Source organism: Amycolatopsis sp. NPDC104863 (assembly GCF_055582965.1).
This window is the reverse complement of record NZ_JBVJOW010000012.1, coordinates 47,251-63,715: the sequence shown is the minus strand read 5'-3', so window position 1 is coordinate 63,715 and position 16,465 is coordinate 47,251. Positions and strand designations below refer to the sequence as shown.

The 16,465-nt window shown below is 74.1% G+C and carries 14 protein-coding genes; 7 read left to right on the top strand and 7 right to left on the bottom strand.

Going from position 1 to position 16,465, the window contains the following annotated elements; genetic code table 11:
* Positions 1-520 precede the first annotated feature (520 nt).
* Positions 521-988: a hypothetical protein gene (locus ACZ63J_RS45815; RefSeq protein WP_465401441.1), complete on the bottom strand. Its 468-nt coding sequence runs from the start codon at positions 986-988 to the stop codon at positions 521-523.
* On the opposite strand from ACZ63J_RS45815, the gene ACZ63J_RS45810 reads away from it, so the two are divergent.
* Together ACZ63J_RS45810 and ACZ63J_RS45805 are read left to right on the top strand one after the other, a co-directional pair.
* A complete protein-coding gene (locus tag ACZ63J_RS45810) occupies positions 944-1,882 on the top strand; it encodes a PucR family transcriptional regulator (RefSeq protein ID WP_465401440.1) in 939 nt (312 codons plus the stop codon). The two genes, ACZ63J_RS45815 and ACZ63J_RS45810, sit on opposite strands and share 45 nt — an antisense overlap.
* 48 nt (positions 1,883-1,930) lie before the next feature.
* Positions 1,931-2,935, top strand: coding sequence for an aldo/keto reductase (locus ACZ63J_RS45805; RefSeq protein WP_465401439.1), 1,005 nt, complete (start codon positions 1,931-1,933; stop codon positions 2,933-2,935).
* On the opposite strand, the gene ACZ63J_RS45800 is transcribed toward ACZ63J_RS45805, so the two are convergent.
* Positions 2,932-3,399, bottom strand: a complete 468-nt coding sequence (locus tag ACZ63J_RS45800; protein WP_465401438.1) for a hypothetical protein — start codon at positions 3,397-3,399, stop codon at positions 2,932-2,934. The genes ACZ63J_RS45805 and ACZ63J_RS45800 overlap by 4 nt on opposite strands.
* 101 nt (positions 3,400-3,500) lie before the next feature.
* Here ACZ63J_RS45800 and ACZ63J_RS45795 point away from each other — a divergent pair, with 101 nt between their 5' ends.
* The 3 genes from ACZ63J_RS45795 to ACZ63J_RS45785 all read left to right on the top strand — a co-directional run bounded on the left by ACZ63J_RS45795 (position 3,501) and on the right by ACZ63J_RS45785 (position 5,903).
* The gene (locus tag ACZ63J_RS45795) at positions 3,501-4,190 is read left to right on the top strand and encodes a response regulator transcription factor (protein WP_465401437.1); all 690 of its coding nucleotides are present in this window, start codon (positions 3,501-3,503) and stop codon (positions 4,188-4,190) included.
* Positions 4,187-5,464, top strand: coding sequence for a HAMP domain-containing sensor histidine kinase (locus ACZ63J_RS45790; RefSeq protein ID WP_465401436.1), 1,278 nt, complete (start codon positions 4,187-4,189; stop codon positions 5,462-5,464). The genes ACZ63J_RS45795 and ACZ63J_RS45790 overlap by 4 nt, the downstream gene beginning before the upstream one ends.
* Positions 5,465-5,537: 73 nt before the next feature.
* The gene (locus ACZ63J_RS45785) at positions 5,538-5,903 is read left to right on the top strand and encodes a hypothetical protein (protein ID WP_465401435.1); all 366 of its coding nucleotides are present in this window, start codon (positions 5,538-5,540) and stop codon (positions 5,901-5,903) included.
* A gap of 62 nt (positions 5,904-5,965) precedes the next feature.
* On the opposite strand, the gene ACZ63J_RS45780 is transcribed toward ACZ63J_RS45785, so the two are convergent.
* Complete coding sequence (locus ACZ63J_RS45780; RefSeq protein ID WP_465401434.1) at positions 5,966-6,511, bottom strand: DUF4232 domain-containing protein; 546 nt, start codon at positions 6,509-6,511, stop codon at positions 5,966-5,968.
* Between the two features lie 249 nt (positions 6,512-6,760).
* On the opposite strand from ACZ63J_RS45780, the gene ACZ63J_RS45775 reads away from it, so the two are divergent.
* On the top strand, positions 6,761-7,198 hold the full coding sequence (locus ACZ63J_RS45775; RefSeq protein WP_465401433.1) for a hypothetical protein: 438 nt from the start codon (positions 6,761-6,763) through the stop codon (positions 7,196-7,198).
* A 32-nt stretch (positions 7,199-7,230) separates the two neighbouring features.
* Here the strand turns inward: ACZ63J_RS45775 and ACZ63J_RS45770 are convergent, their stop codons facing one another.
* Entirely contained in the window at positions 7,231-10,500 is a 3,270-nt protein-coding gene (locus tag ACZ63J_RS45770) for a glucodextranase DOMON-like domain-containing protein (RefSeq protein ID WP_465401432.1), read from the bottom strand.
* A 123-nt stretch (positions 10,501-10,623) separates the two neighbouring features.
* Between ACZ63J_RS45770 and ACZ63J_RS45765 the strand changes: the two genes are divergently transcribed.
* Entirely contained in the window at positions 10,624-11,037 is a 414-nt protein-coding gene (locus tag ACZ63J_RS45765) for an ATP-binding protein (protein ID WP_465401431.1), read from the top strand.
* A 6-nt stretch (positions 11,038-11,043) separates the two neighbouring features.
* Here the strand turns inward: ACZ63J_RS45765 and ACZ63J_RS45760 are convergent, their stop codons facing one another.
* The 3 genes from ACZ63J_RS45760 to ACZ63J_RS45750 form a co-directional block, all read right to left on the bottom strand.
* Positions 11,044-11,769, bottom strand: a complete 726-nt coding sequence (locus ACZ63J_RS45760; protein WP_465401430.1) for an ANTAR domain-containing protein — start codon at positions 11,767-11,769, stop codon at positions 11,044-11,046.
* A 255-nt stretch (positions 11,770-12,024) separates the two neighbouring features.
* Complete coding sequence (locus ACZ63J_RS45755; protein ID WP_465401429.1) at positions 12,025-12,327, bottom strand: STAS domain-containing protein; 303 nt, start codon at positions 12,325-12,327, stop codon at positions 12,025-12,027.
* The gene (locus tag ACZ63J_RS45750) at positions 12,324-16,388 is read right to left on the bottom strand and encodes a SpoIIE family protein phosphatase (protein ID WP_465401428.1); all 4,065 of its coding nucleotides are present in this window, start codon (positions 16,386-16,388) and stop codon (positions 12,324-12,326) included. The genes ACZ63J_RS45755 and ACZ63J_RS45750 overlap by 4 nt, the downstream gene beginning before the upstream one ends.
* Positions 16,389-16,465: the final 77 nt, after the last annotated feature.

Here is a 16,465-nt window from a genome sequence, read left to right as displayed (position 1 = left end):
CGGTGGGGTTTGCGTCTGCGGTGGGTCGGGTCGCAGGCGCCCGGCTGCGATTCGGTGGGGCTGGGATGAGCGCGCGGGTTGGTATCGGCTTGGCTGCTGCGGGGTGGGTTGGGCCCGCGGGTTGGCGCGGTGGGGTTTGTGCCGACGGTGGGTCGCAGGCGCCTGGCTGCGATTCGGTGGGGCTGGGATGAGCGCGCGCGATGGCATCGACTGGGCCGTGGCTTGGGGTTTGCCCCTGCGGCGGGCCGAGTCGCAGGCGCCCGGCATCGACTGCGATCCGGTGTGGTTGCGGTGAGCGGGCGGGGCTGGGCCGCGGTGCGGTGGGGTTGCGCCCCCGGGTTGGCATTTGCTCGGGGTGGGGCATGAACCCGTGGCGTGGCATCAACCTAGCCGCGGCAGGGCCGTCATGAGCCTCCGGCGGGTGCTCGCCCTCCCCGGTTGGGCCGAGCACGTCCGTCTTCTGGCCGGCGCGGCTGGGCTCGACCGTCCACTCACGACCGTCCAGGCCACTTTGGACGCTTCACACCTTCCGGCGCCCGGTGAACTCACCGTCGTCGCCCGGACTGTCGCCGGGACCGACTGGCAGATCGATGCCCTGCTGCGGCGGTGTGCCGATGCCGGGGGCGCCGGTGTGCTGCTGCCCGGCACCGACCCGCTCACCGCGTCGCGGCTTCTTGCCGAACGGCTCAGTGTGCCGCTGCTGACCACCGCTGCGCCGCCGCTGGATCTGCTTGTCGAGGCTCGGCTGCTGCTCGCCGCTCCCGGACTCGACCGGGCCGACCTGCTGCTGGCCACCCACCGCGCGCTCGGGGATCGGCTGCGGCCGCCCGAGGAAGTTGTTGCCGTGCTTCGGCGGCTGCTTCGGTCGCCCGTCGCCGTGCTCGATGACGGGGGTGTGCCGCTCGCCGGGGAAGTCGGTGGGCGCGTGCGGCTTGATGAACCCGTGCCGCAGCGGACCGAGCTGGACGGCGGTGTCCTGCTCGCGCACCCCGTGCTGCTGGAGCGGCCGGCGATGTGGCTGGCCGTCGAACTGCGCGGCACCGAGGCCGCGCGCGCCGATGTCGTTCCACCCGCGCTCGCCGTGGCCGCCGGGGCGCTGCAACGCTGGCTGCTGGCCAACCGGCTGGAGCTCGAACGGGACGCGCGCTCGCGCACAGCCCTGCTCGCCGATCTGCTGCGGCTGGATTCCGAGCCCGGCGCGGACCTGCGCCGCCGGGTCGCCGACGCGGGCTGGCGGCTCGGCGGCTGGCACGTCGGGCTGCACCTCGGCGTCCCGGCGGCGGTCGACACCGTGGCGCGCACCCAGGAGGTCATGCGGGCGCTGGACGTCGAGGCCGTCGTCGAGCACGGTGACGGCTGGACCGGCTGGGTCACCTTCGACCACGAGCCCACCGCGGAACGCGTGCGCGCCCTGGCCACCCGGCTCCAGGCCGCGCACAGGACGCTGCGCCTCGGCGCCCACATGGGTGTCGGACGGCCACACCCGCGTCCGGAGGGGCTGGCGGCGACCGTCGCGGAGGCCCTCGACGCCGCCCGGCTGGCCGCGACCCGCCCGGAGACCGGGCACTTCCTGCACGTCGACCAGCTCGGCATGGCCCAGCTGCTGCTCGAGTGGACCCGGACGGACACCTTCGAGCCCGCGGCCCGAGCCCTGGTCGCACCGCTGCGCGCGGCACCCGGAGACCTCGTCCGGACGCTCGCCGCCTACCTCGACGCCGAGTCCTCGATCGCCGAGACGGCCACGGTGCTGGGCGTGCACCGCAACACCGTGGCCGCCCGCGTCGCGCGGATCGAGCAGCTGCTGGGAGTGGACCTGTCCCGGCCGGACGAACGGCTGGCGCTGCACCTCGCTTCGCGCGCGGTGATCCTTTCGGACGAGTGACCGGCCGGGTTTGACCCGGACCGCGCTCCGGGTTGCAGGATCGGGGCCATGACCGAACTGGACGACTACCGGCCGCTGGGCCGCTCCGGCCTGCGGGTTTCCCCGCTGGCCCTCGGCGCGATGACCTTCGGCACCGGGTCCTTCTGCGCCGACGACACCACCGCGCGCAAGATCTTCCGCGCCTACGTCGAGGGCGGCGGCAACTTCGTCGACACCGCGGACAACTACAGCGCGGGACGCAGCGAAGAGCTCGTCGGCGAGTTCCTGCGCGACGTCGACCGGGACGACGTCGTCCTCGCCACGAAGTACTCCGGGCCCGACTTCCGCGGCGGGGAACCGCGGTCGGACCCGCGCCGGCGCAGCAACGGCCGCAAGAACATGGTCGCCTCGCTGGAGGCGTCGCTGCGGCGGCTGCGCGTCGACCACGTCGACCTGTACTGGCTGCACATCTGGGACGGCTTCACCCCGGCGGAGGAGGTGATGGCGGCCTTCGGCGACCTGGTGCGCGCCGGGAAGATCCGCGCCGTCGGGCTCAGCGACGTCCCGGCCTGGTACGCGACGAAGGCCGCGATGCTCGACGGGCCACCGGTGACGGCGCTGCAGCTCGAATACTCCCTGATCGAGCGCGCCATCGAGGCCGAACACGTGCCGCTGGCGCGGGAGTTCGGCATCGCGGTCCAGCCGTGGGGCGCGATCGGGGGCGGGTTCCTGTCCGGCAAGTACACCCGCGACGGCGACGGTGAGGGACGGCTCGCCGAGGCGTCCCGGGCCACGCCCGAGAGCCGCTGGGCCGTGCTGGACGTCGTCCGCGAGGTCGCCGCGGAGGTGGGCGCGACCCCGGCCCAGGTCGCCCTGCACTGGGTGACGCGCCGGGCGGTGATGCCCGCGCCGCTGATCGGCGCGCGGTCACCCGAGCAGCTCGCCGACTCCCTCCGCGCGCTCACCCTCGACCTCACCGAGGCCCAGCTCGACCGGCTGACCGAGGTCAGCGCGCCGGATCTGCCGTTCCCGCACGGTGTCCTGGCCCGGCTCAACGCCGGCTTGCCGTCCTAACCGCGGCCGCGGTGGCCGCCGCTGTCGTCGGCGACGGTTTCGGCGTGCGGCTCACCGTTGAGGCACGTCACGGCCGTCACGTACTCGGCCCCGTCGTTCTTGAACTTCACCGACGCGGTGGCGGCGGGGCCGCGCGCGACGTCGTCGACGCGGTAGCCCGGGGCCGGGCTCCACGACTTCAGGGTGACCTGGCCGCCTTCGCACGTGGCGACCAGGCTGCCGCCGGAAACGGTCAGGCCGCGCGGCGCCGGCGCGCTCGAGGTGACCGGCGTGGTTGACGGTGCCGGGGTGGTGCTCGTCGGCACGGTTTCGAGCGCGCGGGCGACGTCGTCGGCGGACAGTGGCTGGTTCTGCGGGCCGAGGATGCCCGCGCCGACCAGGTCGAGGGCCACCGTGCCGACCCCGGCGGTGGCCGCGGCGGCCAGCAGCCAGCCCGCCGTCATCAGCAGTCCGCGCCGTCCCATCCGTCCACTGTGCCATCCGGGCGGGTTAAAGCGCGGCTAAGACGTCCTTAGCGTTCGCCAGAAGCCCGGCTAAGCGGCTTCGCCTGTGTAGCCTCCCCGGAATGGCGACCGTGCTGCTCGTCGAGGACGACCCGACCATCCGCACGGCCGTGCTGCGCGCGCTGGGCGAGCGTGGGCACACCGTGACCTCGGCGCCGACCGCGATGTCCGGGCTGCAGGCGGCCGTCACCGACCGGCCCGACGTCGTCCTGCTCGACCTCGGCCTGCCCGACCTCGACGGCCGCGAGGTGCTGCGGATGGTGCGGGCGGTCAGCGCGGTGCCGATCATCGTGGTCACCGCGCGCGGCGCCGAAGAGGAGATCGTCCGGCTGCTCGACGCCGGCGCCGACGACTACGTGGTCAAGCCGTTCGGCGGCGCGCAGCTCGACGCGCGGATCCGCGCGGTGCTGCGGCGGGCCGAGCCGGAGGAGACGACGGGCCCGGTGGTCGTCGGCGGCCTGTCGGTCGACGCGCGGACGCGGGAGGCGTCCCTCGACGGCGCGCCGCTGGACCTCACCCCGCGCGAGTTCGACCTGCTCCACTACCTCGCCAGCCGCGCGGGAACCGTGGTGAGCAAACGCGAACTGCTCGCCGACGTCTGGAAGCTGCCCTACGCCGGCGCGGACAAGACCGTCGACGTGCACCTGTCGTGGCTGCGGCGCAAGCTCGGCGAAACCGCGCAGGAGCCCCGGTACCTGCACACCGTGCGCCGCGTCGGCGTCCGGCTGGCCGAGCCGGGGACACAGCCGTGAGGAAACGGCTCGCGCTGCTGGTCGCCGCCGCGATGAGCCTGGTGCTCGTCGCGTTCCTCGTGCCGCTGGCGATCCTGCTGCGATCGGTCACGGCGGACCGCGCGGTCACCGCCGCGACGGCGAAGGCGCAGTCCCTCACCTCCTTGGTCGCGACGGCCGAGACGGCGGCACTGCGGCCGGCGGTCGACCAGCTCAATACCACCGCGGGTCACCCGGTCACGGTGTTCCTGCCGGACGGCACCGTGCTCGGCGCGCCGGGTCCGCGCACCCCCGGCGTCGCGCTGGCCGCGGCGCAGGGCAGCAGTCTCACCGTGGAGGACGCGGGCGGCCGGGAGATCCTCGTCGCGGTGCAGGGCCTGCCGCGGGGGACGGCCGTGGTGCGGGCCTTCGTCGACCGTGCGGAGCTGACGCGGGGGCTCGGCGCGGCGTGGCTGGTGCTGGCCGCGCTGGGCGTCCTGCTGCTGGCACTCGGGGTGTTCGTCGCCGACCGGCTGGCCCGGTCGATCGTCCGGCCGGTGCACGAGCTCGCGGCGGTGTCGCGCCGGCTCGCCGAAGGGGACCTCGACGCGCGGGCGCGGCCGGGCGGGCCCACGGAGGTGCGGTCGGTCGCCGCCGCGCTCAACCTGCTGGCCGCGCGGATCCGCGACCTGGTCCGGCAGGAGCGCGAGGCCGTCGCCGACATCTCGCACCGGCTGCGGACGCCGCTGACCGTGCTGCGGCTGGACGCCGAGTCGCTCGCCGACCCCGCCGAGGCCGAGCGGATCACCGGGCACGCCGAGAGCCTGGAACGCCAAGTCACCGCGCTCATCGACCAGGCGCGCGCCCGGGACTCCGCGCCGGGGGCATGCGACGCGGCCGCCGTCGTGGGCGCGCGGGCGGAGTTCTGGTCGGTGCTCGCGCAGGACCAGGACCGGGCGGCGACGGTCTCGCTCGATCCCGGCCCGCTGCCGGTCGCGGTCGGCGAGCCGGAGCTGGCCGCGTGCCTGGACGCGTTGCTGGGCAACGTCTTCGCGCACACGCCAGAGGGGACGGGATACACGATCCGGCTCACGGCGACACCGGACGGCGCCCGGCTGGAGGTCGCGGACGAGGGGCCGGGGTTCGACCTCGGTGGCGTCGAGCGGGGTGCGAGCGGCGCCGGGTCGACCGGACTCGGGCTCGACATCGCGCGTCAGACCGCGCGTGCGTCCGGCGGGACGTTCAGTGTTACGCGGGTGCGGCCCCACGGGGCGCGGGTCGTGCTCGAGCTCGGGAAGGCTTTAGGGATGCCTTAATCCTCGCGCAGTGCGCCGCTATCGTCGGGCGCGGGAAGCTCTTTTTGTTGTCGGAGAACCAAAAGGAGCAGACATGCGCAAGATTCTGGTGATCGCCGCGGCCGGTGCGGCACTCGCGGTCGGGGGTACTACGGCGGCGCTCGCGCAGTCCGGAGCCGACGACGGCACGCAGGTGCCGGCCACCTCGACGCCGTCGGCCACGACCTCAGCGGAGACCTCCACAGCCACTCCGGAGACCACGGAGACCTCGGCGTCGCCGAGCACGTACCCGACCCGGTCCGCGCCGAGCACGTACCCGACCCGCACCCACGACCTCGGTGACGACCACGGTGGCCGCGGGAACGAGCCGGGTGACGACCACGGCGGCCGCGGGAACGAGCGCGGCGACGACCACGGCGGCCACCACGAGGCCGGTGACGACCACGGCGGCCGCCGCTAACCGGTCCACAATGGACGACACGCGTGCCTGGATGGACGACACGCGTGTCGTCCGCCGGTGGGTTACGGCTGGGCGGGGCCGGCGGTGACCGGGCCGACGGTCAGGCCGTGCGCCTCGGCGGAGTTGTCGAGCGGGCCCTGGTTCCACGGCAGGGTGATCGCCGGGTCGCTGGTGTCACCGCGCGGGGTGGTCGTCTGCGGCGCGGTCACCGTGACGCTCGCCGGCGAGACCTGGTTCTCCGGGCCCTCGATGCCGGTCCAGTGCAGCAGCATCGACGCGGGCGCGCCGTCGGCGACGGTGACGCGCGGCGCGTCGGCCGCGGCCGGGTCGGGGGTCACCGTGATGCCCTCGGCGCCGGCCAGGCTGACCGGCAGGGCGCCCTGCAGCGTGCAGGACTCGCCGGGCTTGGCGGTGAACTGGACCGACGCGTAACGCTGGCCCGCGCCGGGGGAGCCGGCGACCAGCGTGGTGTCGACCTGGGACGAGGTGCAGGCGAAGTCGGTCGGCATCGCGGACGCGGTCCCGGCCGCGGCGACCACGGCGGTCGCGGCGGCGCCGGTCACGGCGAGGGCGGTCACGGTGCGGCGGACGCTCGGACGAACGGACATGAGCGGAACCCCTTCCTGTGTCAGGCGGTCCGGTGAGTTCCCCACCGGAATCCGCGCTCACTAGGAAAGATGCCCACGACACGATCAGGTTAGCTCCGAAGTGCGATTGCCCGCACAAAAGCAACCCTGGGTGATCTTGGACGTCTATCAGGATGGTTCATGTGTGCGGACCCAACCGTCTCGCGGGCTCGAGCGTGTACTTCGCCGACGGCTCCGGACCGACCGGGGCCCTGGGGAGGGATCCGGCTCATGACCCGACTGCTGACGATCGGCGCGGTGGCCGCCGCCGCGCTGGTGACGATGACCGCGCCCGCCACCGCGAGCCCGGCCGCCACCTGGCCGAACGACACGTTCCTCGTGTGCGTCCCGGTCGCGCCCTGCCCGGCCCAGACGAACGGCGGCATCATCTGGAGCAGCCGCTCGGCGCTGATGAAAGGGCAGGTGCGATCGTTGTCCGGCACCGGGACGACCGTGTACTTCGAGGCGTACGCCGGAAGCGTCAAGGTCGACAGCGACACCCGGACCGCGCACCCCGGCGAAGACCTGCCGTACGACGTCTCGCTCACCACGAACGTGGTCGGCGGGTTCGACCGGGTGAAGATCCAGATCTGCCTGCCCGGGCCGACGAAGTGCAGCGAGCCGCTCCACGCGCACCGCGACGCGGTCGCGGAGCAGCTGGTCGGCTGAGCGACGCCGGCGCCGGTGGGACCGGGTGCGTCTCAGCCCACCGGCACTCCGCGCACCGCGACCGGCCCGCGGGTCGGGTCCAGCTCGACTCCTTGATCGACCCCCGCCGGCGTGAGCACGTCCATCGCCTTCGGCGCCGTGGCCGGGTCCGTGGCGCAGATCGGCGCCGTGCCGCCCGCCGCGCAGAGCCCGAACGTGTACTGGCCCGCCGTCGGCGTGAACGGCCGTGCCTGGTCGGGGGAGTTGCCGTCCTGGCCGGTGAGCACCACCGCGACCGTCCAGCCCGCGGCCGGGGTCCCGAACGCCGCCTTCGCCACGCTGACCGTGATGTAGCGCGTCGCCTGCGAAGCCTGCACCGACGGCGAAGCGAGCGTTGCGCCCGAAGCGTCGACCAGCGCCGGTTCGGCGAAGCCCTGGACCTCGATGCGACGGCTCCAGGCGTCTTGTGCCGCGATCGTGTACGCGCGGCTCGCGAACGGCGGCGCGGTGGACGTCGCCGTCGCCGCCGGGTCGTGCGCGTAGATCGTCAGCAGCTGCGCGCCGAGCGGGGAGCCGAACGTCGGGGTCAGGTCGCGGACCTGGGCGCGGAACACGAGGTTGGCGCCCGAGTCGATGACCTGGAACCGCTGCAGGTCGAACGCGCCGGCGTGGAAGTCGCCCGCCGTCGGGTAGGTGTACGTGCCCGGGCCGGTGTCGTCGCCGTCCGGGTCGGTCGTGTCGAGCAGCACCGTGCCGGTGACGAAGTCCGAGCTGATCGTCTTCTGCGCGTACCCGGTGCCCGCGCCGGTGGTGGCGGTCGCGGTGACGACGTTCGCGCCCAGCGGCGTCGGCACCGTCGCGCTGAACGTGCCCGCCGCCGAAGCCCGGGTCGACAGCACGGAAGTCGTCCCGGCGTCGGTGGCCGACACGGCGAGGTCGACCCGGCTGCCGGCGGGCGCGGTGCCGGTGACCGCGGCGGTCGCGGTGGACACCGACGCGGGCACGTCCAGCGTCTCCGCCAAGGCCGTGGGCGGCGCGTGCGAGACGTACCGCTCGCGGACGTCGGCGGGCTGTTCGGGCAGGCGGCCGTCGGCCAGCGCGCGGGCCAGCCGCACCGACTGGGACTGCGCCCAGCTCAACGGTGCGACCGAGCCGGCGGGCTGCCCGGGGGTGAACCCGATCGACGCCGTACGGGGATCCGTGCCGTAGGGCGAGGCCGGCACTGCCGGGTTTTCCCACGCCTGCTCGGGAATCAGGCCGGTGCCGCCGGTCTGGGCCCGCATCGCGCGCAGCAGCGCCGAAGCACCCGCGCGGTCGCCGGTCTGCACGGCCTGCTCGCCGCGTTCGCCCGCGAGCACCGGCCAGAGGTGCCCGGACCCGGTGTTCGTCGTCGGCCAGGGCGCGCCGGTCGGGGCGCAGTTCGTCGGGTCCGGTTCGTAGCAGTCGCCGTACCCGTCTTCGCTGCCCGGCGCCGAAGTGCCGTAGCGGTACCAGCCCGGCCCGGCCGGGGTGTCCCGCTTGATCACGCGGTCCACCACCCCGAGGGACGCGGTGACGTCGGGGTCGTTCGCGGGCAGCACCCCGAGGCGCGTCAGCTCCAGGAACCCGGCGTCGACGACCGCGCGCTGGTCGGCGTCGACCGAACCGTTGCCCAGGTTGTAGAAGAACTCCGAGTTGGGATCACCGTTCTTGGTCAGCCGCAGGAAGTACCGGCCGCCGTACGGCCCGTTCGACGTCACCGTCCAGCCCTTGATGCTGCGCTGGAAGTGGTCCGCGGTGGCCCGGTAGACGCGGGCGCGCGCCGGGTCGCCGTTGCGGTCGGCGATCACGCCGGCCGCGACCAGCCCGGCGATCTCCGCGGCGATCGTCGAAGGGGAGTAGCCGCCCTGTTCTTCCCAGCGCTCCGAGCCGAACGACGGCCCGTGCGCGACGACGAAGTCCGCCGCCGCGCGGATGTGGCCGGTGTAGAGCGTGCGGTCGCGGTCGAGCCCGGCCTGCAACGCCATCAGGATCGGGTACGCGCTTTCGTCGAGCTGGTCACCGCCGGAGTCGGGCGCCTTCTTGCCGTTGAGCAGCGAGTTGCGCGGGAACCGGCCGTCCGGCTGCTGCTGGCGGGAGAACAGCCAGCGCACGCTCGCCCGCGCGGTGTCGCGGTCACCCGCGGCGAGCAGCCCGGAGAAGCTTTCGTAGAGGTCACGCGCGAAGATCTCGCGGTAGGACCCGAAGTAGACGGGTTTGCCGCCGGGCGCGTCCCCCGCGGAGACGGCCTGGCCCCACGGGCTGCCGAGCGAGGCCACCACCGCGCCCGGGAAAGTCTTGTCCTCACTGGCCTTCAGGACGTTGACCGACTGGAAGTAGGCGTCCGAATCCTTGCCCCGCAGCGGAGTCAGCCCGTTGTCGTAGTCGCGCCAGCCGCGCGCGTAGTCGCGGTAGCTCTGGTCGAACGGCGTGCGCAGGCTCGCTCCGGCCGTGGCGACGGCGGCGCGAGCGTCCGCGCCGAACCCGAGCGCCAGCACCGCCGGCCGGCGCGGCTGCAGGTCCAGCTGCGCGGTCTGGACGACGTTGCCGTTCACCGCGGACGGCGTCGTGTCGGTCAGCCGGTGGTCGCGGTCCAGCTGGGCCAGCCCGTCGCCGGCCGTGCCGGCAAAACCGCTGGCGGTGCTGAGGAACCGGCGGTCGGCGCGCAACGCCGCCGCCAGCGGCGTCCCGTAGTCGCGGGCCGGGGCGCTGGAGACGGTGTTCGTGTCGGCGCTGACCAGCGCGCTCGTGCCCGCGTCGACGCTGGCGGTGTCCCCGCCGCCGTTGGCCGGGCCGCCCCCGCCGTTGCCGTTGATGCTCGCGTCGAACCGCACGTAGACCTTGAGGTCCTGGCCCGAGCCCCGTAGCGGCTCCAGGCGCGTCCGGATCAGGACGCCGGTCCGCGCCGGGTCGGTCAGGTACTCGGTGACCAGCCGGTACTTGCCGCTGCGCGGGGTCGACGTCACTTCGCAGGCCATCCCGCCCGCGCTGGTCCGCACGGTGTAGGTCATGTCGCGGGCCTGCAGGTCGGTGAAGCTGCGGCCGTCGGTGACGGCGAACTGCAGCGTCTCGACGTTCGTGTTGTCGATCACCGGCGCGTAGACGTCGGAGAGCACACCGCCGGCGACCGTGAACCAGGCTTTGCTGGCAGTGGTGCGCGCCGTGCCCAGGCAGTCCTTGCGGGCCAGGCCGAAGTGCGAGACCGCGCCCGGTCCCGGCGCGGGCGCCGCGGCGGCCACCGGCCCCGGCAGGAGGGTCGCGGCCAGCACCGCGCACAGCACCACGGACGTCGTCGACCGAGTCATCAGCACATCCGATCACGCCGGTTCGCGGCGCACCAGACCCGAACGGCAGCACGGGAGAAGTTACCGATGATTGAGAAATCCGACCGGTGGGTAGCAAACCCACAGTCCCCCGAGGAGGTGAACGTGGAAGAGCACGGATCGGACGGCTGGCGGTACCGCGGCACCATTTCGCCGCGCACGTTGCCGAGCCTGCGCAAGCACCTGATTTCGTGGCTGCGCCGCCAAGCTGGAGACGCGGTCGGGCGCGAGGCCGACGACGTGGTGCTGGCCTGCTGGGAAGCGATGGCGAACGTGCTGGACCACGCCTACCGGGGCCGGCCCGGGCTGATCGACGTCCGGGCGCGGATCGACGAAGACGTGCTGGTGGTGACCGTCGCCGACCAGGGCCGGTGGGAGTCGCTCGAAGAGAGCGGCGGGCGCGGGCGCGGCCTGCGGCTGATCCAGAACCTCGTCGACGGGCTCGACCTCCGCTCGACCGAGGACGGCACGGTGATGACCCTGACCTGGCCGTTCCCCGCTCGCCGCCGCACCGCCTGAGGCACGTCAGCCGTCCGAGGACAGTCCGTCGACGAACCGCGCCGCGACGTCCCGGAGCTTCACGTTCGAGTGCTGCGACTCCTCGATGAGCCGTTTCATGGCGTCTTCGGCGGTGATCCGGTGCACGGCCATCAGGATGCCCTTGGCCTGCTCGATCACCGCCCGCGATCTCATCGCCGTCTCGAGGTCGGCGGCCCGCTGCCGGGCCTGCTGGTAGCGCCGGGTGGTGCGCAGGCCGAACGAGACGATCGTCGTGTAGAGGGCCAGCAGCCGGGAGTCGGTTTCGGCGAACCCGTGGTCGCCGTACCCGAAGAGGTTGAGCGCGCCGGAGAGGCGCTCGTCCACCTGCAGGGGCGCGGCGAGGTAGCTGCCCACCCCGAGGCCGCGGGCGTGCTCGGTGAACTCCGGCCACAGCTTCCCGGCCGTCGCCAGCGGCAGCCGGACGATCTCCCCGGTCGCCGCCGCCCGCAGGCACGGTCCCTCACCCTGCGCGTACTGGACGCGGTCGATCTCGACGGCGCGCTCGTCGGTGGAGGCCGCGGTGGTCGGCTCGCCGTCCCGGATCGCGGTGATGCTGGCCATGTCGGCGCCCGGGATCACCCGCACGGCTTCGGCGCACACGGCGTCGAGGATCTCGGCTTCGGCGGGTTCGGCTTCCAGCGTGCCCGTCAGGTCCGCCATCGCGGCGGTCAGCTCGTCGAGCTGCTCGGGCAGGATCGGCTCACCGGTCAAAGGTCCATCTCCCGTCCCGGACGACTTGCGGCAGGTGCCGAACCGCTGCTGCTCAACGCCGGCGGCGAAACCCTACCCGCGGCCGATGCGCGCTCCGCACCAACCGGGTCCGAGGGGGCGGTGGCTCCGGCCCGGCGCTCACTGCTGAACGTCCGTGGGTTGGCGCCGGGAACCACCTGGCGACGGCCGGTGGCACAACCCCACCCCGCGACCGTCGCTGGGTGTCGCATACCCGGTGGGCGCCGGTCCAACCCCTCAGCCGGGGGTCACTTTCACGATCTGCGCCAGCCCGGACACCCGCAGCACCCGGTCGAGCAGCCGCGGCGCGACCAGCCGCAGGTCGTGCTCGGCGGCCCGGTCGAACAGCACCGCGACCCCGGCGCTGTCGAGGTAGGCCACCCCGGTCAGGTCGACGATGACCGCCGTCCCGGCCGCCAGCTCGCGGTCGAGCGCGGCCCCGAACTCCGCGGCGTTGCTCATGTCGATCTCACCCGTGGCGGTCAGGACCCGGTGCCCGTGGTGGCCCGGGCCGGCGACCAGCGTGAGTGCCGTCGTCACGAACCGATCCTCCATTCCAGCGTGACGGTGGTGCCGCCCACGTCGTGGCGGACGGTGACGGTGTCGGCGAGTGCCTCCATCATCGGCACGCCGCGGCCGCGCAGCACGTGGTTGTCCGGCGGCGGCTGCCTCCAGCGGCCGTGGTCGGTCACGGTGACGACCAGGTGCGCGCCGGTGAGGTCGGCTGCCAGGTGCCCGTTCTCGCCGGCTCCGCCGTCGGCGTAGGCGTGCTCGACGGCGTTGGCGCAGGCCTCACCCACGGCGACCAGCACATCCTGGGCGAGGTCTTCGTCGAGCGCCGCGTCCGCCAGCCACGCGCGCAGCCCGCGGCGGGTCACGGCGAGGCTGTCCGGGTGCGCCGGGAAGTCCAGTTCGAGCGGCGGCAGCGAGCGCCGGTAGAGCAGCAGGGCGACGTCGTCCTCGTACCCGTCGGCCGGGCGCAGGCGGTCCATCAGGGCGGACGCCAGGCCGGTCAGGCCGCCGCCGCGCGCTTCGTGGGCGACCGCGGTGGCCCGGTCGATGCCGTCGTCCAGCGGCTCGCGGCGGCGCTCGACGAGACCGTCGGTGTAGAGCATCAGCAACGAGCCGATCGGGACGACCGCGGTGGCCTCCGGCCGGGCGGCGGCGATGCGGACGGCGAGCGGCACGCTGCCGGCCGCGTCGAGGAACTCCGCCGTGCCGTCGCGGTGCACCAGGGTGGCCGGCGGGTGCCCGGCACTGCTGTAGGTGAGCGTGCCGGTCGCGGGGTCGAGGACACCGCAGAAGACGGTGGTGCACAGGGCGCCCGGCAGCCGGCCGGCGAAGCGGTCGAGCGCGGTCAGCGTGTGCGCCGGGCTGTTGGCCTCCAGCAACAGCGCGCGGCAGGCGCTGCGCAGCTGGCCCATCACCGCGGCCGCCGCGAGCCCGCGGCCGACGCAGTCGCCGACGACGATCCCGATCCGGTCACCGGCCAGCGCGACGACGTCGTACCAGTCCCCGCCGACCTCGAGAGGCGGGTTCGCCGGCTCGTAGCGCACCGCGAAGCCGTCCGGGAGCCGGGCCGGGCCGAGGATCGAGCGCTGCAGCGCGATGGCGACCTCACGCTGCCGGTCGTCGCGGTGGGCGCGGCGCAGAGCGTGCGCCAGCGTCCCGGTCAGCAGGGCGAGCAGCGTCCGGTCCTCGGTGCCGAGCGGGCGGTCCGGCGCGGTTTCGACCCAGAGCGTCAGACGGCCGCCGGGGTGGTCGAGGGTGGCGCCCGCACCGCCGTCCGCCGGGGACGCGTGCAGCGCCGGCAGCGAACGCACCTGGCCGAGCGTCTCGCGCAGCGGCGCGGCGAGGTCGGTCCAGCTCCGGTCGCCGCGGTCAGTCGACATGAGGCCCGGCTCGCCGTCCCGCGCCCAGGTGACCGCCAGGACACGCTCGGCGTGCCACAGCTCCCGCAGCAGGTCCAGCGCGGTGCGCAGCACCTCCGGCACCCCGCTGACCCCGGCGAGGCGCTGGTTCATCGAGGCGAGCGCGGACTCCCGCTGCACGGCGTAGCGCTCCGCGGTGACGTCGCGGATCGTGCCGACCAGCCGGCGGCGGCCCTCGTCGTCGTGCAGCTCGTTGTAGGCGATCGCGGCCCAGACCCGGTGCCCGGCCCGGTGCCGCAGCGGCACCACGAAGCTCCCGGCGGGCTCGGCCTGCGCCCGGCGCAGCGCGGTGACCACCTCCCGGTAGGCGACGGGATCGGCGTCCCGGCTCGGCAGCCACGGGAACGGCGGCGCGTAGGGCAGGCCCTCGGGACCGAACCCGAGCAGCTCGGCGCAGGCGGCGTTGATCTCGACGACCCGCCCGGCGGCGTCGCAGACGAAGAAGCCCTCCTGCAGCGAGTCGATCATCGCCGAGCGCCACCGCGAGTGCTGCGTCCGCAGGTGGGCCAGCTGAATGGTCGTGCGGACGCGGGCCACCAGCTCCCGCGCCGAGAACGGCTTCACGAGGTAGTCGTCGGCCCCGGCGCCCAGCCCGTCGACGGCGGCCTCCTGCCCGGCCCGGGCCGACAGCAGCAGCACGGGCACGGCGGCGGTGCGCGGGTCGGCCCGCAGCTCGGCGAGCAGGCTCAGGCCGTCCATCCGCGGCATCATGACGTCGCTGATGATCAGGTCGGGCGGCTCGGCGCACGCGGCGGCGAACGCCTCGACGCCGTCGCGCACCGCGGTGAGCGTGTAGTCGTCGCGCAGCAGCCGGCCAAGGTAGTCGCGCATGTCGGCGTTGTCGTCGGCGATCAGCACCCGGGCGCTGCCGGCCGGGGCGGCCGCGGGCCGCGGCACGTGGCCGCCGCCGGGCAGCCACCGCAGGGCCTCCTGCACGTACGGCTCCACGGTCTCCGCGGCGATCCCGCCGCCCGAGGGCGCCGGGGCGAGGTGCTCGGCCGGCAGGTGCCCGGTGCCCAGCGGGAGCCGGATCCGGAACGTCGTGCCGGCGCCCGGTGTGCTCTCGACGGCGACCTCACCGCCGTGCATGCCGACGAGCTCGCGCACCAGCGCCAGGCCGATCCCGCTGCCTTCGTTCGAGCGCGCCCGCACCGACGGGATCCGGTGGAACCGCTCGAACAGCCGCGGCAGCTCGGCGGCGTCGATCCCGATGCCGGTGTCGGACACCGCGACGACGGCGTGCCCGTCGTCGAGGACCGCGCTGACCCGGATCGCGCCGTCGAAGGTGTACTTGACGGCGTTGGACAGCAGGTTGAGGACGACCTTCTCCCACATCCCGCGGTCGACGTGCACCGGCCGGGCCAGCGGCGGGCAGTCGACCTCGAACGCCAGCCCGGCCCGCTCGACGGCGGCGCGGAAGACACTCGCCAGCTCCGCGGTGAACGCCGCGAGGTCGACCGGCTCGAAGCGCGCCTGCATCCGGCCGGCTTCGATCCGGGAGAAGTCGAGCAGGTTGTTCACCAGCCGCCCGAGCCGCAGCGCGTTGCGGTGGATGACGTCGACCTCTTCGCGCACCCGCTCGTCGGCGTCGCCGAGCGCCTTCTTCAGCTCCACGACCGGGCCGAGGATGAGGGTGAGCGGGGTCCGGAACTCGTGGCTGATGTTGGCGAAGAAGGTGGTCTTCGCCGCGTCCAGCGCGGCCAGGTCCTCGGCGCGCTGCTGCTGGGCCTGGTAGGCGAGCGCGCCGTTGACCAGTGCCGTCGTCTGCTGCGCGACCAGCCCGAGGAACGTCCGGTAGGACTCGTCGAGCGCGTGCCCGGCGCCGGCCGCGAGCACGATGACCCCGGGAGCCGCGGCACCGGCGTCCCCGGGCAGCGGCAGCACGACCGCCTCGGTGGGCGGGCTGGACCAGCCGCCCGCCGGCAGCTCACCGGCAGTCTCGACCGTGCGGGCGACACCGTCGGCGAGCACCTGCTCGAGCGGCCAGTTCCCGGCTTCCTCGCCGGGGGTGACGGCCGCGAGCACGAGCCGCCCGGCGTCGTCGCGCAGGTGGATCGCGGCGTACGGAACGTCTGCGCCCGCGCGGCTCAGCACATCGGCGACCAGCTCGCAGGCTTCGGTCGCGGTGCGGGCGATCCCGGCCTGGGTGCCGAGCTCGCGCAGCGTCGCCAGCCGGCGCTCGCCGATCACGCGCTCGGTGGTGTCGGTGACCGCGGTGAACACCGCCTGCACGGCGCCGTCGTCGTCGTGCACCGGGCTGTAGGAGTAGGTCCAGTAGGTCTCTTCCCAGTAGCCGTGCCGGTTCATCGGCAGCAGCAGGTCTTCCGACCAGGTCGCCTCGCCGGTGGCCAGCACGCCCTCGAGCATCGGGCCGACGATGTGCCAGATCTCGCCCCAGATGTCCTCGCCGCGCTTGGCGAGCGCCGGGTGCTTGGTGCCGAGCAGCGGCAGGTACGCGTCGTTGTAGAGGAACCGGAGCTCCGGGCCCCACCAGACGATCATCGGGAAGCGCGAGGTGAGGCAGATCCGCACGGCGGTGGTCAGGCTGACGGGCCAGCCGGCCGGCTCCCCGAGCGGCGACGACGTCCAGTCGAACTCCCGCATCCGCGCCGCCATCCGGCTGGTCCCGGGAAAAGCGGCCTGCTGACCGGATTCCTCGCCGACGCTCATCACACTCCCGGGTCCACGCGGTCGCGGACGAGCCTACTCGGCCGGGCGTTTTCCCGCTGGCCACGGGGTCGGCGCCG

What these genes read in the sequence shown, in the direction of transcription:
- ACZ63J_RS45805 (WP_465401439.1), top strand. Translation starts at nt 1,931, where the DNA reads ATGACCGAACTGGACGACTACCGGCCGCTGGGCCGCTCCGGCCTGCGG.
- ACZ63J_RS45800 (WP_465401438.1), bottom strand. Translation starts at nt 3,399, where the DNA reads ATGGGACGGCGCGGACTGCTGATGACGGCGGGCTGGCTGCTGGCCGCC.
- ACZ63J_RS45795 (WP_465401437.1), top strand. Translation starts at nt 3,501, where the DNA reads ATGGCGACCGTGCTGCTCGTCGAGGACGACCCGACCATCCGCACGGCC.
- ACZ63J_RS45785 (WP_465401435.1), top strand. Translation starts at nt 5,538, where the DNA reads ATGCGCAAGATTCTGGTGATCGCCGCGGCCGGTGCGGCACTCGCGGTC.
- ACZ63J_RS45780 (WP_465401434.1), bottom strand. Translation starts at nt 6,511, where the DNA reads ATGTCCGTTCGTCCGAGCGTCCGCCGCACCGTGACCGCCCTCGCCGTG.
- ACZ63J_RS45775 (WP_465401433.1), top strand. Translation starts at nt 6,761, where the DNA reads ATGACCCGACTGCTGACGATCGGCGCGGTGGCCGCCGCCGCGCTGGTG.
- ACZ63J_RS45770 (WP_465401432.1), bottom strand. Translation starts at nt 10,500, where the DNA reads ATGACTCGGTCGACGACGTCCGTGGTGCTGTGCGCGGTGCTGGCCGCG.
- ACZ63J_RS45750 (WP_465401428.1), bottom strand. Translation starts at nt 16,388, where the DNA reads ATGAGCGTCGGCGAGGAATCCGGTCAGCAGGCCGCTTTTCCCGGGACC.